We start from the raw sequence: 15,864 nt of genomic DNA, 5'->3' as shown, positions 1-15,864 counted from the left end.
CGTCATGCGGGCGCTCCCTCGGGGCGGCGGCGCAGCATCCACAGGAAGAACGGGCCGCCGGTGAGGGCCGTGAGCACGCCGACCGGGATGTCCTGCGGGGCCGCGAGGGTACGGGCGGCCAGGTCCGCGAGGACCAGGAACACCGCCCCGCCGAGCGCGGCCACCGGGAGCAGCGCGCGGTGCGAGGCGCCGACCGCCATCCGGGCCATGTGCGGGACCATCAGCCCGACGAAGCCGATGGCTCCGCTGTACGCGACGAGCGCCCCGGTCATCAGCGAGGCGAGGACGAAGACGGCGGCCCGGAAGCGGGCGGTGTCCAGGCCCAGCACGGTCGCGCCCTCCTCCCCCACAAGGAGCAGGTCGAGCGGCCGGGCCAGGGTGAGGAGTACGCCCGTGCCGGCGACCAGGGCGATGGTGGGGAGCGCGAGCATGTCCCAGCGGGCCGCGCCGAGGCCGCCGAGGGTCCAGTAGAGGACTTCCTGGAGGTGGTCGGCGCGGGCGGAGGTGACCAGGATCAGGCTGGTCAGGGCGGAGAGGATGTAGGAGACGGCGACCCCGGCGAGGACGAGCCGGTTGGTGGTGAGGCCGCCTCCGCCGCGCGCCAGGGTGTAGACGAGCAGCAGCGAGAGCAGCGCGCCGGCGAAGGCGGCGGCGGGGATCGTGACGGTGGTGGCGAGGGTGGCGCCGATGCCGAGGACGATCACCAGGACCGCGCCGGTGGAGGCGCCGGAGGAGACGCCGAGGAGGAACGGGTCGGCGAGCTGGTTACGGACGAGGGCCTGGAGGACGGTGCCGATGACGGCGAGTCCGGCGCCGACGACGATCCCGAGCAGGACCCGGGGCAGCCGGACGTCCAGGACGATCGTGCGGAAGGGGCTCGCCTCCGCCCGCCCGGTCAGGATGTCGAGCACCTGGCCGGGCGGGATGCGGACGGAGCCGAGGGCGAGGGCGGCGACCACGGCGGCTGCGAGGAGTACGGCGAGGACGCCGACCACCAGGGTGTAGCGCAGCAGCCGCCGCGGTGCGGGGGTGCGGCAGGTCACGGGGTGGTGGCCGCCGGGTGGAGCTGCGCCGCGAGCTTCTCGACAGCGGCGGGGACGCGGACGCCGAGGACCGCGTCGGAGAGCGGCATGACCGCGAACCGCTTGTTCTTGATGGCGGGCACGTCGGCGAGGGCCGGGTCGCTCAGGAGGCGCTTCTTCTTCTGTTCGACGGTGGTGGAGCCGTAGTCGTAGATCACGATCGCCTCGGGCTTGCGGGCGACCACGTTCTCCCAGGAGGCGTCGCCGAAGGACTTGTCGAGGTCGGCGAAGATGTTGGTGCCGCCGGCGCGCTTGATCAGCTCGTTGCCGATGCCCTTGCCGCCCGCGGTGAAGGCGGTCTTGTCGCCGCTGTCGTAGACGAAGACGGAGAGCGGCTTCAGGTCCTTCAGCTTCTCGGCGGTGGCGGCGTTGCCGGCCTTGGCCTGCTTGATCCAGGCCTCGGCGCGGTCGGTGACGCCGAAGGTGCGGCCGACCTCGCGGACCTCCTCGTAGAGGGTCTCCATCGGGGTGTCGGCCTTGGCGCAGCTCTCGGTGTTGAGCCGGGTCTCGATGCCGGACTTCTTGAAGGCCTCGCGGCCTCGGCCGTCGCCCGAGGTGAAGGCGCTGCTGTAGCCGCCGTAGACGAAGTCGGGGCTGGTGGCGAGGACCTGCTCGTAGGAGGGGTACTCCTTGGCGATGACCGGGACGGACGCGTAGTCCTTCTCGTACTTCGGCAGGACCTTGTCGTCGAGGTAGGCGGTGCCGACGAGGGACTTGGCCAGGCCCAGTTCCAGCATGATCTCGGTGACGTGCTGGTTCATGGTGACCACGCGCTTCGGCGGGGCCTTGAAGGTCGTGGTGACACCGCAGTTGGTGACGGTGTACGGGAAGCCGTCGCTCTTCGCCGCGGCCTTGTTCCCGGTGGGCTCGTCGCCCTCCGGGGTGGAGCAGGCGGTGAGGGCGAGCGGGAGCAGCACGGCGGCGGCTATGAGCGCGGGGGTGCGCCGGGACATGGCGGGGCCTCTCCGGGGGATTTCCGCGTCCCCTGGTCGATGCGAGAAGGCGGCGGGCCAGTTCCTGGCTTCCGGGCCGCCCTCCGGTACGTCAGTCCGTACGGGAGGGGGCCCGGTCACAGTGGCGGGACCGTGCCGGATTCGCACCGGCTTCCTGGTTCCTGCTGCCTTGATGGGTTCTGGGGGCAGTGTGCCAGACCCGGGCGGCGGCTCCGCAGGGCCCCGGAGAGGCCGGCAGTCCTCAGTACGCCTCGACGACCTGCACGTCTTCCTCGGTGATCTCGCCGTCCACGATGCGGTACGAGCGGAACTGGAAGGGGCCGGCGCCGTCGGTGTCGGCGGTGGAGACCAGGACGTAGTGGGCGCCGGGCTCGTTGGCGTACGTCACGTCGGTGCGGGAGGGGTAGGCCTCGGTCGCCGTGTGCGAGTGGTAGATGACCACGGGCTCCTCGTCTCGGTCGTCCATCTCTCGGTAGAGCTTGAGGAGGTCGCCGGAGTCGAACTCGTAGAACGTGGGCGAGCGGGCGGCGTTGAGCATCGGGATGAAGCGCTCGGGGCGCCCCGTTCCGGCCGGGCCCGCCACCACGCCGCACGCCTCGTCGGGGTGGTCGGCGCGGGAGTGGGCGACGATCTGGTCGTGGAGCGCCTGGGTGATGGTCAGCATGGCGCCAGGATAGGCATGCGGCCCTCTGCGTACCGGTGGGTGGTACGGAGAGGGCCGCATGGTGGACGCCGGGGCCGTGGGGGTGGCCGGGGCGGTCCGGGAGGAGGGTGGTCGTGGGCCGGGGAGACCGGGCCCGCCCTCAGGTTGGCGGAGGGGGGCCGGTGACCCGGGCCCGCCCTCGGGTCAGCGCTTGACGAAGGCGTTGTTCTCCGGGTTGCGCGACTTGAGCACCAGGTAGGAGACGCCGAGGAGGAGCGCCCAGATCGGGGCGCAGTAGAGCGAGATCCTGGCGTCCTTGTCGACCGCCATCATCACGATGACCATGCCGATGAAGGCGAGCGCGAACCAACTGGTGTACGGGGCGCCCGGGGCCTTGAACGAGGACTGCGGGAGCACGCCCTGATCGGCCAGGCGGCGGTAGCGGATCTGGCTGAACAGGATCATGATCCAGGCCCACATGCCGGAGATGGTCGCGAAGGAGACGACGTAGTTGAACGCCTCGCCCGGCCACTGGTAGTTGATCCAGACGCCGACGAGCATCAGGGCGGCGGAGAAGGTGGTGCCGGTGAGCGGCAGGCCGTTCTTCGTCAGTTTGGTGAAGGCGCGCGGGCCCTGTCCGTTCAGGGCCAGGTCGCGGAGCATACGGCCGGTGGAGTACATGCCGGAGTTGCAGGAGGAGAGCGCCGCGGTCAGGACGACGAAGTTGACGATGGCGGCGCCGACGCTGAGCCCCATCTCCTCGAAGGCCTTCACGAACGGCGAGACGCCCGGCTTGAAGGTGGACCACGGCACGACCGACAGGATCATGATCAGCGCGCCGACGTAGAAGACGGCGATGCGCCACGGCACGGTGTTGATGGCCTTGGGCAGCACGGTCTTGGGGTCCTTGGACTCACCGGCGGTGACGCCGACGAGTTCGACGGCGAGGAAGGCGAACATGACGATCTGGAGCGTCATGAGCATGCCGCCGACGCCGTTGGGGAAGAACCCGCCGTCGTTCCAGAGGTTGGAGACGGTCGCGGTGTCGCCCACGTCGGAGAAGCCGAGGGTCAGGACGCCGGCGCAGATGAGGATCATGCCGACGATCGCGGTGACCTTGACCATCGAGAACCAGAACTCCAGCTCACCGAAGAGCTTCACGGAGATCAGGTTGGCGCCGTACAGAATGACGGTGAAGACGAGTGCGGACAGCCACTGCGGAATGTCCCACCAGTACGTCATATAGGTGGCTGCGGCGGTGACTTCGGTGATTCCGGTGACGACCCAGAACAGCCAGTACGTCCAGCCGGTCACGAATCCGAAGAACGGTCCGATGAATTCGCGGGCGTACTCCGAGAAGGAGCCGGAAACCGGGCGGTACATGAGGAGTTCGCCCAGGGCCCGCATGATGAAGAAGATGACCAGGCCCGCGAGGACGTAGGCCAGGATGAGGCTGGGCCCGGCCCGGTCGATCGCTTTGCCCGCGCCGAGGAAGAGCCCGGTACCGATGGCTCCGCCGATGGCGATCATCTGGATCTGACGAGCTCCCAGACCGCGCTGGTACCCCTCGCCACCGGTCTCGGCCTCTCCGGCTTCCGCGCCGGGCCTTCCCTTGTCGGCCTGTCCCTCGTCGACCTGTGCCGATGTCATGTGTGGTGCGCCTTTCTCCACGCCGATCCGCGCCTGCAAGGCTGCGGATCAGGTCCTGATCCCCCCGGATATGGATGGAGTGCCACCGGCGTTCGGCCGGCTTGTGGCGGCCCCGGGAACAGGGGTGGCGTCCCCGGGCGATCGTGAAGATTTATCACGGCCGTCACAGGACACCACGGGACATTCTGTGGCGCACCCCACAGGCAAAAGGGGACAAGGAACCCCATCCCCCATGAATGCCATCAATGACTTGGGGGGATCGTTACCCGGATCTGAGCGTCCGTTGAGCGAACAGGATGTCTTTCCCGGCTCTGCGGAGGGACAGCCGGCGGATTACGGCATCAGTGATTCGACGAGCGTTTCCTGGAGGGCCCCGAGCCACAGGTAGGCCATCACCATGGGCTTGCGCGGATCGCTGTCGGGGAGCCGGTAGAGAGAGCCTTCCTCGCCCTCGTCCTCGTCGGAGACCTCCAGCCGGGTGCCGATGGTGAGCCGCAGGTCGTTGAGCGAGCCGAGCCAGGAGCGGCACTCGTCGGCGGTGAGGACGAGTACGGCTCCGCCGCCCCCGGCGGGCGAGAGGGCGTCCAGGGTCCGGACGACGGCGAGGGCGTCCTCACGCTTGCGGGAGCGCAGGTCGTTCTCGGTGAAGCGGCGGAACTCGGCGGACAGTTCCCGCAGCTCCTCCTCGGACTTCTCCTGCGGGGCGGGCCCGTCGGGCCCCCCGTACGCGTCCGGGAAGAGCCGGGCCAGGGCCGGGTCGGACGGCGGCTTGCTGGGGCCCTCGGTGAAGAGCGCGGCGAGCGGGTCCTCGCCCTCGGCGGGCGTGTCGCCCGGGCCGAGCAGTTCGAGCAGCTGCACGGCGAGGGAGCGCAGGATCGAGATCTCGACCTCGTCGAGCGCGACGGCCGCGCCGCCGCCCGGGGTGGCCTCGAAATGGCCGGCCATGGATTCTCCGATGGTGGGTCGAACGGGGCAGGTGGCGGGGGCGGGCGAAGCCCTAGTTGCGGTCCTGGGTGAGGGTGGCCCACAGCCCGTAGCCGTGCATGGCCTGGACGTCGCGCTCCATCTCCTCGCGGCTCCCGCTGGAGACGACGGCGCGGCCCTTCTGGTGCACGTCGAGCATCAGCTTGTGCGCCTTGTCCTTGGGGTAGCCGAAGTAGGCCTGGAAGACATAGGCCACATAGCTCATGAGATTGACCGGGTCGTTGTGGACGAGCGTGACCCACGGGACGTCCGGCTCGGGGACCGCGAAGGTCTCCTCGGCCGAATCAGGACGTTCGATCTCTACGGGGGTAGCAACGCTCACCTGTCCCATGCTGCCACCCGGGCGGTCCCCACGCACAAACGGACCCCACATCTCGTCACTTTGACGAATAGGGGGTAGCATCCCAGCCATGAACTCAGCGGACCTCGGGCGACGGGTCGGCGTTCCGTCGACCGCGCTCTTCACCGACCAGTACGAGCTGACCATGGTGCAGGCGGCCCTCAAGGCGGGCACCGCCGACCGGCACTCGGTCTTCGAGGCGTTCACCCGCCGACTGCCCGAGGGGCGGCGGTACGGAGTCGTCGCGGGCACCGGGCGGGTGCTGGACGCGGTGGAGAACTTCCACTTCGACGACGAGATGATCGGCTTCCTGCGCCAGCAGCACATCGTGGACGAGCCGACCCTGCAATGGCTGGCGGGCTACCGCTTCAGCGGCGACATCTGGGGCTACCCGGAGGGCGAGGTGTACTTCCCGGGCTCGCCGGTCCTGCGGGTGGAGGGCTCCTTCGCCGAGTGCGTGCTGCTGGAGACGGTGATCCTCTCCATCCTCAACCACGACTCCGCGATCGCGGCCGCCGCCTCGCGGATGTCGGCCGCCGCGGGGGGCCGCCGGCTGATCGAGATGGGGGCGCGGCGGACGCACGAGCTGTCGGCGGTGGCGTCGGCGCGTGCGGCGTACGTCGGCGGGTTCGACGCCACCTCCGACCTGGCGGCCGGATTCCGCTACGGGATCCCGACCGTGGGGACCAGCGCGCACGCCTTCACCCTGCTGCACGACACCGAGCGGGACGCGTTCCGGGCGCAGGTGGACTCGCTGGGGCGGGGCACGACGCTGCTGGTCGACACGTACGACGTGACCGAGGCGGTGCGGGCGGCGGTGGAGATCGCGGGGCCCGAGCTGGGAGCCGTACGGATCGACTCGGGCGACCTGCTGCTGGTCGCGCACCGGGTGCGGCAGCAGCTGGACGAGCTGGGGGCGACGGGCACGAAGATCGTGGTGACCTCGGACCTGGACGAGTACGCGATCGCCTCGCTGGCGGCCGCGCCGGTGGACGCGTACGGGGTCGGCACGCAGCTGGTCACCGGGAGCGGGCACCCCACGTGCTCGATGGTCTACAAGCTGGTGGCCCGGGCCGGGTCGGCGGAGCCGGATGCTCCGCTGGTGCCGGTGGCGAAGAAGTCGCTCGGGGCGAAGTCGTCGAAGGGCGGTCGCAAGTGGGCCGCGCGCCGGGCGGACGAGGACGGTGCCGCCGAGGCCGAGGTGATCGGCACCGGGCCCGTGCCGGAGGAGCTGGCCGGGCGGGAGCTGCTGGTGGAGCTGGTGCGGGGCGGGGAGGTCGTCGCGCGGGAGCCTCTGGAGGCGGCCCGGGAGCGGCATGTCGTGGCGCGGGCGGGGTTGCCGATGTCGGCGATGCAGTTGTCCCGTGGGGAGCCGGTGATCGGGACGGAGTACGTGTGAGGCCGGGCCTCGGAAGGTGCGGGGGCCCCGCCGCGAGGGTTCCGTCCTCAAACGCCGGACGGGCCGGGACGGGGTAGGGGTTGATTGTCAGCCCCCAGTCTCTACGCTCGTTGCATCCCCGTGAACGCCGGACCATGACCGCTCTCTCCCCCACCTAAGGACACCCGCCATGCACCGCGCATTGATCGTCGTGGACGTTCAGAACGACTTCTGCGAGGGCGGCAGCCTCGCGGTGGCGGGTGGTGCCGACGTCGCCGCCGCCATCACCGATCTCATCGGTGAGGCCCAGCCCGGCTACCGGCACGTGGTCGCCACCCGGGACCACCATGTCGACCCCGGCGACCACTTCTCCGACACCCCGGACTTCGAGCACTCCTGGCCGGTGCACTGCGTCGCCGGTACGGAGGGCGTCGGCTTCCACCCGAACTTCGCGCCCGCCGTCGCCTCCGGGGCCATCGACACCGTCTTCGACAAGGGCGCCTACTCGGCCGCGTACAGCGGTTTCGAGGGCTCCGACGAGAACGGGACCGGTCTCGCCCAGTGGCTGCGCGACCGGTCCGTCACCGAGGTCGACGTGGTCGGCATCGCCACCGACCACTGCGTACGGGCCACCGCCCTGGACGCGGCCCGTGAGGGCTTCGTCACCCATGTGCTGCTCGACCTGACCGCCGGGGTCTCCGGCGCGACCACCGAGCGGGCCCTGGACGAGCTCCGGACGGCGGGCGTGAAGCTCTCCGGGAAACCCGTCGTGGCCGAGGCGCTGTAGCCCTGCCAAAGCCCCGCCACAGCCCTGTGCGAGCCCGCCCCTACGCCGCCGGGCGGGCGGGTCCGGCGTGCCCCGCCGGGCCCAGCAGGGCCCTGATCGGGTGCCACAGCTCTTGGCCGGACTGGGGCGCCGCCCGCCACAGCAGGCCGTCCGGATGATGCAGCACCGCCGTGATCTCGTCCGGTGTCGGCGGCTGCGCGTTGCCGCGCAGGTAGACCGCCCGCAGCCCCAGATTGCGCAGCCTGGTCAGGGCGCGCGCCCGGTTCACCGCGTGGACCAGCACCCGTACCGGGGCCCCTGGGCCCGCCCCCGTACCGACGCAGGAGGGTGCGCCCTCCGTCGGTCTGGTGAGGGTGAGGGCCACCACCACCGTGCCGTTCGGCAACCTGCAGAAACCTCCGCCTGCCATGCTCCGCACTCCCCCGTGAGACGTCGTGTCAATAAGGATGTGAACAAGACGCACCTAAACACGATCGGCCGCCGCCCGCTAGAGGGCGACGGCCGATCATGCTCTGACCTGCGGTTCTATGGAACTATCGGCCCGAGGGGCTGACCAGCAGGGTCATCGAGGAGCCGCTGGCCGGCTCCAGGAGGATGGAGATGCGGGTGTTCGTGTCAGAAACCTTGACACTGCCCGTCGGGTTCTCCTTGTACCAGTAGGTGCCCTTGCGGTCGTCGAAGACCGGGTTGCCCAGCGAGGGCTGGATCTTCAGCGGCACGTCCGCGTTGTGGAGCGTGAAGCCCTTGTTCGGGTACCAGCTGAACGGGGCGTCGAACGGCTGGATCTTGTTGCGAACGATCGAGCCGTCCTTCCACTTCAGCGGCTTGGCGTGCGCGTCGACCGGAAGGATCAGACCCTCGCCCGGGTGGACGGAGGTGTTGTTGTCCTTCTGGGAGGTGTCCCACTGCCAGACGAGCAGACCGGTCTGGTACGCGTAGTGCTCGACCCAGTCGGGGCGGGAGTTGGCGAAGCCGAAGTTGTACGGGCCGACCTTGAGGGTCTCGTCGTACGACACGTACTGCCGGTTCTCCGCGATGTAGTACTGCGGGTACTCCTGCGAGAACGACTCACCGATCCGCGAGAAGCCCTTCGCGGTCCAGCCGTTGTCGTCACCCTCGGCGTTGTCCGAGAAGAGGGTGGCGCCGTCGGCCGTGACGGTGATCTCGTCGGCCGCGAAGCCCTTGCCGCCCGCGCCGCCGTCCGTCTGGTAGCGGAAGCGGAGGTCGACCTTCTTGCCCGCGTAGGCGTCGAGGGAGAAGGAGAGCTTCTTGTACGCGCCCGAGACGTCGGTCAGGGCCGGCTTGTCGCTGGCGTCGCGCGGGATGGCCTTGCCGTCGGCGGTGCCGTCGAGCGCGGTCCAGCTCGTGCCGCCGTTGTCGGACACCTCGGTGTAGAGGTAGTCGTAGTCGGCCTCGATGTCGTACCAGCCCGAAAGGTCCAGCTTCGCCGACGACTTGCCGGTCAGGTCGACCGAGCGGGTCAGGGTGTTCGACAGGTTGTCGCCCCGGTCGCTCCACCACTGCTTCGTACCCTCGGCGGGCTTGACGACGGTGGTGGTGACGGCCTTGGCCGGCAGCTCTACGACGAGCGCCTGCGGGTCCTTCGTGTTGTACTCCGAGACGCCCAGCTTGTGCAGCGAGGTCTTGCCCGCCTTGGCCGTGTCGTAGTCGAGCCAGCCCAGCTGGAGCTTGTCCCAGGAGGTCATGTCGCCGGGCAGGTTGCCGATCTCGCCCTTGCCGGTGCCGAGCCAGGAGCCCGCCGACATCAGGGACCAGAAGCCGACCGAGTTCTCGCCGCCGCCGGAGGTGTCGTACAGGTCCGGCAGGCCGAGGTCGTGGGCGTACTCGTGGGCGAAGACGCCCAGGCCGCCGTTCTCGGGCTGGACGGTGTAGTCGCCGACCCAGATGCCCGTGTCACCGATCTGCGCGCCACCGGCCTTGTTGTCGGCCGGGCCGGTCGCGCCCGCGTTGGTGCCGTACGCGTACCAGCGGTGCGCCCAGATGGCGTTGGGGCCCTCGGCGCCGCCGCCGGCGGACTCGTCCTCACCGGCGTGGACCAGCTGGAAGTGGTCTATGTAGCCGTCCGGCTCGTTGAAGTTGCCGTCGCCGTCGAAGTCGTAACGGTCCCACTCGTCGTACTCGGCCAGGTCCGCCTTGATCTGCGCGTCCGTACGGCCCTTGGCCTTCTGGTCGGCGACCCAGGCGTTGACGCCGTCGCGGACCGCGTCCCAGACGCTGGCGCAGTTGGACTGGCCGCAGTAGTTCGAGCCGTACCGGGCCTCGTTGTAGGGGACCTTCACCCAGTCGGAGACCGCGCCGTCGACCGAGTAACGGCCCGAGGAGGTCTTCTCGTAGTAGGTCTTGAGCGAGTGGACGTTCTTGCCCTCGCCGAAGTACAGCTTCTCGAAGTGCGCCTGGTTGTAGTCGGCCTTCCAGGCGGTGCTGTTGTCCTTCTTCGGGTCCGGCTTGGCGATCTTGTTGTGCGCCGGGCCGGGGGTGCCGCCGAACTTCTTGACGGGCGGCTTGGGGCCGTCGCCGTCCGGGTCGAACAGCGTGGTGTCGTCGACCTGGTCGCCGAACTCCAGCAGGATGGTGAAGATCTTGTCGGTCTTCTCGCGGCCGAGCTCCACGTACTTCTTGTCGCCGAGCTTGACGACCTTGGAGCCGCTGCGGGTGGTCACCTTCTTGTCCCCGGAGAGCACCTGCTCCAGCGCGGCCTCCCGCTGCGCCGCCTGCTGCTCGCTGAAGGGGCCTTCGAGGTTGTGCTCCACATGCCCCTTCGCCGGCGCCGGGTCACGGCGGTCGGCGGAAGACGCGGCGGAGCCTGACGTGGTGTCATGCGCCTGGGCGGTGGCGAAGGTCGACGCCGTCGCTGCGGTGGCGGCCATGGCCACGACAACAGCAGCGGCGCGAAGCGCCCGTCTCTGATTGGTCACTTGATGCAGTCCTCCCCGGGCGTCCGCGCAGCGGCCAGGGGGGTATGGAGAGGGCCGCGCGCGTAAACGCGTCACAAGTGACGACATTTGATCGGAGTTGCGAGAGAAAAGACAGACCTTGACTTGAACAGACCAAGTGCACTATGCAGGAGCGCTTTACCGGTATGCGGACAGGATCACCGCCAACGGGCGCGCCGTGCCGTCCGGTTGGTGAGAGGCGTGACTCCGTGCGCCCCCTGTGCACCGGTACCGGGGGTTAGGTCACGCTTACTACCGGTCCCCGTCGGGCATCCACCGTCGTAGGGTCGGAAAACGCCCCCCAACGTGCCGACCGCCCGCCCATCCGACGTCCCGAGGACGGAAACCGCCATGCCGCGTCCGACTGCCGCACAGCTCGTCTACGGTTCGGCCACCGTCGTCGTGACGACCCTCGCCCTGCTCCTGCTCTCCGGCACGGAATCGGGGATCGGCGTGGCCCTCGCCGCCACCACCGCGCTCGCGCTCGGCCTGCTGGTGGCCGTGCGCCTGCCCCAGCCCCGGCAGACCGCGCCGGGCCGGGCGGCGCACCAGGGAGCGGCCCGTACGCACCACGCCCTGGACGGCATCGGCGCCCGGGAGCGGGTGCCGGCCGCCCGCCCGTCCCAGCGGGCGGGCGAGCACTCACTGCGCCGCTGAGCTACCGGGCCGAGACCACCACGGTCTTGGCCGCCTTGTCCTGGAGCCCCTGCCGGTAGGGCTTGTCCGTGAACATCAGCACGATGTTGATCAGCCACCACAGGCAGGGGCAGCAGAGCAGCGCCGGAAGCCAGAGCACGACCGCGCGCATCAGCGACGAGCCGACGTCGGGCACCCGGCCGTCGTTCAGCATGGCCACGCGCAGCTTCAGCAGCCGCTTGCCCAGGGTCCGGCCGTCCTTGTGCGTGAAGTACGTGTCGTAGGCGACATAGACGACCAGGCCGATCAGCGACCACAGGAACTGGTGGCCGCTGTAGGAGTTGCTGATCGCGTCGCCGAAACCGTCGTCGCCGTTGTCGCCCGTGACGTCGACCGCGCCGCCCCACGGCAGCGAGATCAGGTACAGCGGGATCGAGATGATGAGGAAGTCGATCAGGCGCGCCAGGATCCGCTTGCCCGGCTCGGCCAGCGGCGGCATCCCCGCCAGCGGGTCCGGCGCCCCGAAACCCCCACCGCTCCCGTACGGGTCGTTCGGCGGGGGCGGAGGCGGCGGAGGGGGCGGGGCACTTCCGTACGGGGGCTGACCGTAGGGCGGCTGACCGTCTGACGGCGGCGGGGGCTCCTGCGGCTTCTTGAGGAACGGATCGTCGTCCTCGGGCGGCTGGCCGGGCGTCGGCTGGTCGTTGCTCATGGGGGCAGTGCACCCCGTGCCACCGGGGCCCGCAACGGCTCAGGTGCGTTCGGGGGACGCGGAGCGGCATACGAGTCTACGGCGGGGCCGCAGGGGCTGCCCGCTCAGCTCGCTCTGGCCGGCCGCGTGACTCAGCCCGCTCAGCCCGCCACGAACGTGCGGGCCGCCTTGTCGTGCCAGCACTGGCGCCACGGGCGGTCGATCAGGCACCAGAGCACGTTGACCACGCCGATGACCAGGAGCCCCAGCACGCCGTAGACGAGCCAGCGGCGCAGGGCCGCCCCCAGCGTGGGCGCGTCGTGGGACTCGATGTCCCGTACGTCGAGCCCGAAGAGCTTCTTGCCGAGCGTCCGGCCCCACTTGGCGGTGGGCAGCGCCTCCAGGAGGAAGCCGAGGAGGAGGAAGGCCGCGACCAGGGCCCCCAGCAGCGCTCCGGTGGTGGAGTCCAGCAGCCAGACGGTGACGGTCTCGCCGGTCTGCTTCGCCGCGGTGATCTTCTGGTCGATGTGGTCCAGCGCCTGGGTGGCCAGGGGGACGGCCACCGCGCCGACGGCCGCGCCGAGCACCAGGTTGTCGACCAGCCGGGCGGCGAACCGCTTGCCGAGCCCGGCGGGCCTGGCCGCCGCCTGGGCGCGGACGAGCTGCTGGAAGGGGTCGTCGGCCGCCGGGGGCTTCCAGGGCACGACGGGCTGGTCCGCCGCCCCGGACTGCGCGAACGGGGACTGCTGTTGCTGGTGCGGCAGCGGGTGGAGCGGCTGCTGGGGGTGGGCCTGTTGCTGCTGGGGGGCTTGCTGCTGGTGTGCCTGCTGATGCTGGGATTGCTGCTGCGGTTCGGGCTGGGCCAGTCGATGGACCTGCTGCGCCCAGGACGCCGAGCCGCCGCCGGGGCCCGGAGTGAGCGGGGTGTGCAGGGCCGCCGGAGGTGCGGAGGTGGCGGCGGGGGCCGGGGACGGTGTGGGTACGGCGGGGGCAGCGGGGGCCTGGACCGGTCCCTGCCGCGCCTCCCGGGGGGCGGGGGCGGGAGCCTGCGCCGAGCTCAGGTTCTGTGCCGCGCTCACGTTCTGCGGCCCCTGCGGCGTACCGGCGTTGGACAGGGAGGCGTTCGGCTGTACGGCACCGGCCTGCGGGCCCGTCGCACGGATCGTGACCGTCCCCTCGGCCGGCGGGCGCGCGCCCGCCTCCTGGGGTGCCCGGCCGCCGTCCCGCATCCCCGGCAGCACCCCGCCGGTCGGGTCCTGCGCGAGGGGTGCCCGCGGGTCGGCGGGGGCCGGGGCGGGCTCGGGCGTCGGGCCGCCCCACGCGACCCGGCGGTCCCGCTCGCCGCCGAAGCCGGTCTGGCGCGCGGAGTCCGCCTGCCAGACGGACCCGGCGTCGGAGCGGTCCGCGGCGGGTTCTCCGGAACCGGCCGGGAGGCCCTCCTCCTCGTCGAAGAAGATCGGCCCGGTCTCCTCCACCGGAGCGGCCTGCGGGGGCGCGGGCCGGCTCGTACCGGGGACCCAGGACGCGCCGTTCCAGTACCGGACGTAACCGGGGATGGAGGGATCGGGGTAGTAGCCCTCACGGGGGCTGTCGTCACCGGGTGCCGGAGTTGGCGCGCTCATCAGCGGGTCCCGTATCTCTTCGAGGCCTCAGGCCGTTCGGCGCCGGGAGGGCGGACGGCCTCAATACAAGGGTCCACATCTATCAGACCGCCACGTATCCCCGGGCCGGTCCACCTGTTTGGGACCACTTTCGCCACGGATCGAAGTTTTTTTGAGAAGTCGCGTAATAGGTGGCGGGGAGGGCGCTCTCTCCTTGTGCGGGACGGTCACGGGACCGGCCCACGAGCACCGGAAGGTCGTGCATTCTCATGATGAACATCGTGGAACGTGAGCTGGAGCTGAAGCTCGTCCTGTCCCCCGAGCGGTCCATCCCGGTACCCGCCCGGCTGACGTATCGCACCGACGACCCGTACGCCGTGCACATCGCCTTCCACATCGGCTCCGAGTCTCCCGTGCACTGGACGTTCGCCCGGGAGCTGCTGGTGGAAGGGGTGTTCCGGCCGTGCGGGCACGGGGACGTACGGATCTGGCCGACGAAGATCGACAACCGCAGCGTGATCTGCGTGGCCCTCACCTCCCCCGACGGCAACGCCCTCCTGGAGGTGCCCTCGGCCGCCGTGGCCGCCTGGGTGGAGCGGACCCTGCGTGTGGTGCCGCCGGGCACGGAGAGCGACCGGCTCGGGATCGACGAGGCGCTGGCGGAGCTGCTGGCCCCGCTGCCGGCGGACGACCTGTGGCTGAGCGACCCGTGGTCGGCGGACGAGTCGCCGTCCCAGGACGGTGAGGTGTGAGGGCCCCGGCAGGGAGCGGGGATCAGAAGAGCTTGCCGGGGTTGAGGAGGCCGAGCGGGTCGAAGGCGGCCTTGATACCGCGCTGCAACTCGATACCGGTCTCGCCCAGTTCGCGGGCGAGCCACTCCTTCTTGAGGACGCCGACGCCGTGTTCGCCGGTGATGGTCCCGCCCAGTGCCAGACCGAGCGCCATGATCGCGTCGAAGGACTCACGGGCCCGGCGGGACTCGTCGGGGTCGGTGTGGTCGAAGCAGACGACGGGGTGGGTGTTGCCGTCGCCCGCGTGGGAGCAGACGCCGATGGTCAGGCCGTACTCCTCCGCGATGGCGGCGGTGCCCTCCAGCATCGCGCCGAGCCGGGAGCGCGGTACGCAGACGTCGTCGATCATCGTGGCGGACTTGACGGTCTCCAGCGCGGTGAGCGACATCCGGCGGGCCTGGAGGAGGAGTTCGGACTCGGCGGGGTTATCGGCCGGGACCACTTCGGTGGCTCCGGCGGCGGTGCAGAGCGCTCCGACGGCGGCGAGGTCGGCCGCCGGGTCGGGGGTGTCGAAGGCACAGAGGAGGAGCGCCTCGGTGGTCTCCGGCAGCCCCATGGACGCCAGCTTGTTGACGGCACGCACGGTCGTCCGGTCCATCAGTTCGAGGAGTGACGGGGTGTGACCGCGCTCCATGATCCGGCACACAGCGTCACAGGCGGTGGCTGCCGAGGGGAACTCGGCGGCGAGGACGAGCTGCTGCGGCGGCTGCGGTTTGAGCGCGAGGACGGCCTTGACGACGATTCCGAGGCTGCCCTCGGAGCCGACGAAGAGCCGGGTGAGGTCGTATCCGGCGACGCCTTTCGCCGTGCGGCGGCCGGTGGTCAGGAGCCGCCCGTCGGCCAGGACGACATCGAGACCGAGGACGTACTCGGCGGTGACCCCGTACTTCACGCAGCACAGGCCGCCGGACGCGGTGCCGATGTTGCCGCCGATGGTGCACGTCTCCCAGCTGGAGGGGTCCGGCGGGTAGTACAGACCGTGTTCGTTCACCGCGCGTGACAGCACCGCGTTGATGACGCCCGGCTCGACGACGGCGATCCGGTCGACCGGGCCGATCTCCAGGATCCGGTCCATCTTCACCAGGGAGAGCACGATGCAGCCGTCCGAGGCGTTGGCCGCGCCGGACAGGCCGGTACGGGCGCCCTGCGGGACGACCGGGACGCGCAGCGCGGTGGCGGTGCGCATGACGTGCTGGACCTGCTCCACCGTGCGCGGGAGCACGACGACGGCCGGGGTGCCGGACTCGCAGAAGCTCGCCATGTCGTGGGCGTAGGACGCGGTGACGTCCGGGTCGGTGATCAGGGCCTCGGGCGGGAGACCCGTGCGCAGGCGTTCGAGAAGATCGCTCATGATCCAAGCGTGACACCCGGGGC

15 protein-coding genes and 1 riboswitch are annotated in these 15,864 nt (G+C 70.5%); of the genes, 4 read left to right on the top strand and 11 right to left on the bottom strand.

Features of this window, described 5'->3' with window-relative positions; all coding sequences use genetic code 11:
• Positions 1-2: 2 nt before the first annotated feature.
• The 6 genes from ACK8N7_RS23325 to clpS all read right to left on the bottom strand — a co-directional run bounded on the left by ACK8N7_RS23325 (position 3) and on the right by clpS (position 5,643).
• The gene (locus ACK8N7_RS23325; RefSeq protein WP_500444020.1) at positions 3-1,043 is read right to left on the bottom strand and encodes a FecCD family ABC transporter permease; all 1,041 of its coding nucleotides are present in this window, start codon (positions 1,041-1,043) and stop codon (positions 3-5) included.
• Positions 1,040-2,035 (bottom strand): ABC transporter substrate-binding protein, encoded by a 996-nt coding sequence (locus tag ACK8N7_RS23320; protein ID WP_500444018.1) that lies wholly within the window; start codon positions 2,033-2,035, stop codon positions 1,040-1,042. Before ACK8N7_RS23320 ends, ACK8N7_RS23325 begins: the two co-directional genes overlap by 4 nt.
• Positions 2,036-2,073: 38 nt before the next feature.
• Positions 2,074-2,223, bottom strand: a riboswitch (cobalamin riboswitch).
• Between the two features lie 53 nt (positions 2,224-2,276).
• Positions 2,277-2,699, bottom strand: coding sequence for a M67 family metallopeptidase (locus ACK8N7_RS23315; RefSeq protein ID WP_018512377.1), 423 nt, complete (start codon positions 2,697-2,699; stop codon positions 2,277-2,279).
• 183 nt (positions 2,700-2,882) lie between these two features.
• Positions 2,883-4,328, bottom strand: a complete 1,446-nt coding sequence (locus ACK8N7_RS23310) for an amino acid permease (protein WP_500444016.1) — start codon at positions 4,326-4,328, stop codon at positions 2,883-2,885.
• Between the two features lie 333 nt (positions 4,329-4,661).
• The gene (locus tag ACK8N7_RS23305) at positions 4,662-5,273 is read right to left on the bottom strand and encodes a DUF2017 domain-containing protein (protein WP_403213239.1); all 612 of its coding nucleotides are present in this window, start codon (positions 5,271-5,273) and stop codon (positions 4,662-4,664) included.
• 52 nt (positions 5,274-5,325) lie between these two features.
• Entirely contained in the window at positions 5,326-5,643 is a 318-nt protein-coding gene (gene clpS / locus ACK8N7_RS23300; RefSeq protein WP_403213241.1) for an ATP-dependent Clp protease adapter ClpS, read from the bottom strand.
• 79 nt (positions 5,644-5,722) lie between these two features.
• Between clpS and ACK8N7_RS23295 the strand changes: the two genes are divergently transcribed.
• Together ACK8N7_RS23295 and ACK8N7_RS23290 are read left to right on the top strand one after the other, a co-directional pair.
• Positions 5,723-7,051: a nicotinate phosphoribosyltransferase gene (locus tag ACK8N7_RS23295; RefSeq protein WP_403213243.1), complete on the top strand. Its 1,329-nt coding sequence runs from the start codon at positions 5,723-5,725 to the stop codon at positions 7,049-7,051.
• A gap of 169 nt (positions 7,052-7,220) precedes the next feature.
• Complete coding sequence (locus ACK8N7_RS23290; RefSeq protein ID WP_403213245.1) at positions 7,221-7,817, top strand: isochorismatase family protein; 597 nt, start codon at positions 7,221-7,223, stop codon at positions 7,815-7,817.
• Positions 7,818-7,857: 40 nt separating this feature from the next.
• On the opposite strand, the gene ACK8N7_RS23285 is transcribed toward ACK8N7_RS23290, so the two are convergent.
• Both ACK8N7_RS23285 and ACK8N7_RS23280 read right to left on the bottom strand, forming a co-directional pair.
• On the bottom strand, positions 7,858-8,226 hold the full coding sequence (locus ACK8N7_RS23285; protein WP_364581753.1) for a hypothetical protein: 369 nt from the start codon (positions 8,224-8,226) through the stop codon (positions 7,858-7,860).
• Between the two features lie 124 nt (positions 8,227-8,350).
• Positions 8,351-10,753, bottom strand: a complete 2,403-nt coding sequence (locus ACK8N7_RS23280; RefSeq protein WP_500444012.1) for an immune inhibitor A domain-containing protein — start codon at positions 10,751-10,753, stop codon at positions 8,351-8,353.
• A gap of 369 nt (positions 10,754-11,122) precedes the next feature.
• Between ACK8N7_RS23280 and ACK8N7_RS23275 the strand changes: the two genes are divergently transcribed.
• Positions 11,123-11,428: a hypothetical protein gene (locus tag ACK8N7_RS23275; RefSeq protein WP_403213249.1), complete on the top strand. Its 306-nt coding sequence runs from the start codon at positions 11,123-11,125 to the stop codon at positions 11,426-11,428.
• Between the two features lies 1 nt (position 11,429).
• Here ACK8N7_RS23275 and ACK8N7_RS23270 read toward each other — a convergent pair whose 3' ends face one another.
• Both ACK8N7_RS23270 and ACK8N7_RS23265 read right to left on the bottom strand, forming a co-directional pair.
• Positions 11,430-12,119: an RDD family protein gene (locus tag ACK8N7_RS23270; protein WP_403213251.1), complete on the bottom strand. Its 690-nt coding sequence runs from the start codon at positions 12,117-12,119 to the stop codon at positions 11,430-11,432.
• A 140-nt stretch (positions 12,120-12,259) separates the two neighbouring features.
• Positions 12,260-13,720: an RDD family protein gene (locus ACK8N7_RS23265; RefSeq protein ID WP_403213253.1), complete on the bottom strand. Its 1,461-nt coding sequence runs from the start codon at positions 13,718-13,720 to the stop codon at positions 12,260-12,262.
• 248 nt (positions 13,721-13,968) lie between these two features.
• Here ACK8N7_RS23265 and ACK8N7_RS23260 point away from each other — a divergent pair, with 248 nt between their 5' ends.
• Positions 13,969-14,451: an SsgA family sporulation/cell division regulator gene (locus tag ACK8N7_RS23260; protein WP_032759074.1), complete on the top strand. Its 483-nt coding sequence runs from the start codon at positions 13,969-13,971 to the stop codon at positions 14,449-14,451.
• A 22-nt stretch (positions 14,452-14,473) separates the two neighbouring features.
• On the opposite strand, the gene ACK8N7_RS23255 is transcribed toward ACK8N7_RS23260, so the two are convergent.
• Positions 14,474-15,841, bottom strand: coding sequence for an FAD-binding oxidoreductase (locus ACK8N7_RS23255; RefSeq protein ID WP_403213257.1), 1,368 nt, complete (start codon positions 15,839-15,841; stop codon positions 14,474-14,476).
• Positions 15,842-15,864 lie beyond the last annotated feature (23 nt).

The sequence above is a fragment of the Streptomyces griseobrunneus genome, from assembly GCF_046713465.1.
Taxonomy (GTDB): Bacteria; Actinomycetota; Actinomycetes; order Streptomycetales; family Streptomycetaceae; genus Streptomyces; species Streptomyces microflavus.
The sequence above is the reverse complement of the archived record's forward strand: the minus strand, read 5'-3'. Positions and strand labels throughout refer to the sequence as shown.

Excerpts from the sequence above, each read along its gene's own strand:
- ACK8N7_RS23320 (WP_500444018.1), bottom strand. The coding sequence starts at position 2,035 with ATGTCCCGGCGCACCCCCGCGCTCATAGCCGCCGCCGTGCTGCTCCCG.
- ACK8N7_RS23315 (WP_018512377.1), bottom strand. The coding sequence starts at position 2,699 with ATGCTGACCATCACCCAGGCGCTCCACGACCAGATCGTCGCCCACTCC.
- ACK8N7_RS23310 (WP_500444016.1), bottom strand. The coding sequence starts at position 4,328 with ATGACATCGGCACAGGTCGACGAGGGACAGGCCGACAAGGGAAGGCCC.
- ACK8N7_RS23305 (WP_403213239.1), bottom strand. The coding sequence starts at position 5,273 with ATGGCCGGCCATTTCGAGGCCACCCCGGGCGGCGGCGCGGCCGTCGCG.
- clpS (WP_403213241.1), bottom strand. The coding sequence starts at position 5,643 with ATGGGACAGGTGAGCGTTGCTACCCCCGTAGAGATCGAACGTCCTGAT.
- ACK8N7_RS23295 (WP_403213243.1), top strand. The coding sequence starts at position 5,723 with ATGAACTCAGCGGACCTCGGGCGACGGGTCGGCGTTCCGTCGACCGCG.
- ACK8N7_RS23290 (WP_403213245.1), top strand. The coding sequence starts at position 7,221 with ATGCACCGCGCATTGATCGTCGTGGACGTTCAGAACGACTTCTGCGAG.
- ACK8N7_RS23285 (WP_364581753.1), bottom strand. The coding sequence starts at position 8,226 with ATGGCAGGCGGAGGTTTCTGCAGGTTGCCGAACGGCACGGTGGTGGTG.
- ACK8N7_RS23275 (WP_403213249.1), top strand. The coding sequence starts at position 11,123 with ATGCCGCGTCCGACTGCCGCACAGCTCGTCTACGGTTCGGCCACCGTC.
- ACK8N7_RS23270 (WP_403213251.1), bottom strand. The coding sequence starts at position 12,119 with ATGAGCAACGACCAGCCGACGCCCGGCCAGCCGCCCGAGGACGACGAT.
- ACK8N7_RS23265 (WP_403213253.1), bottom strand. The coding sequence starts at position 13,720 with ATGAGCGCGCCAACTCCGGCACCCGGTGACGACAGCCCCCGTGAGGGC.
- ACK8N7_RS23260 (WP_032759074.1), top strand. The coding sequence starts at position 13,969 with ATGATGAACATCGTGGAACGTGAGCTGGAGCTGAAGCTCGTCCTGTCC.
- ACK8N7_RS23255 (WP_403213257.1), bottom strand. The coding sequence starts at position 15,841 with ATGAGCGATCTTCTCGAACGCCTGCGCACGGGTCTCCCGCCCGAGGCC.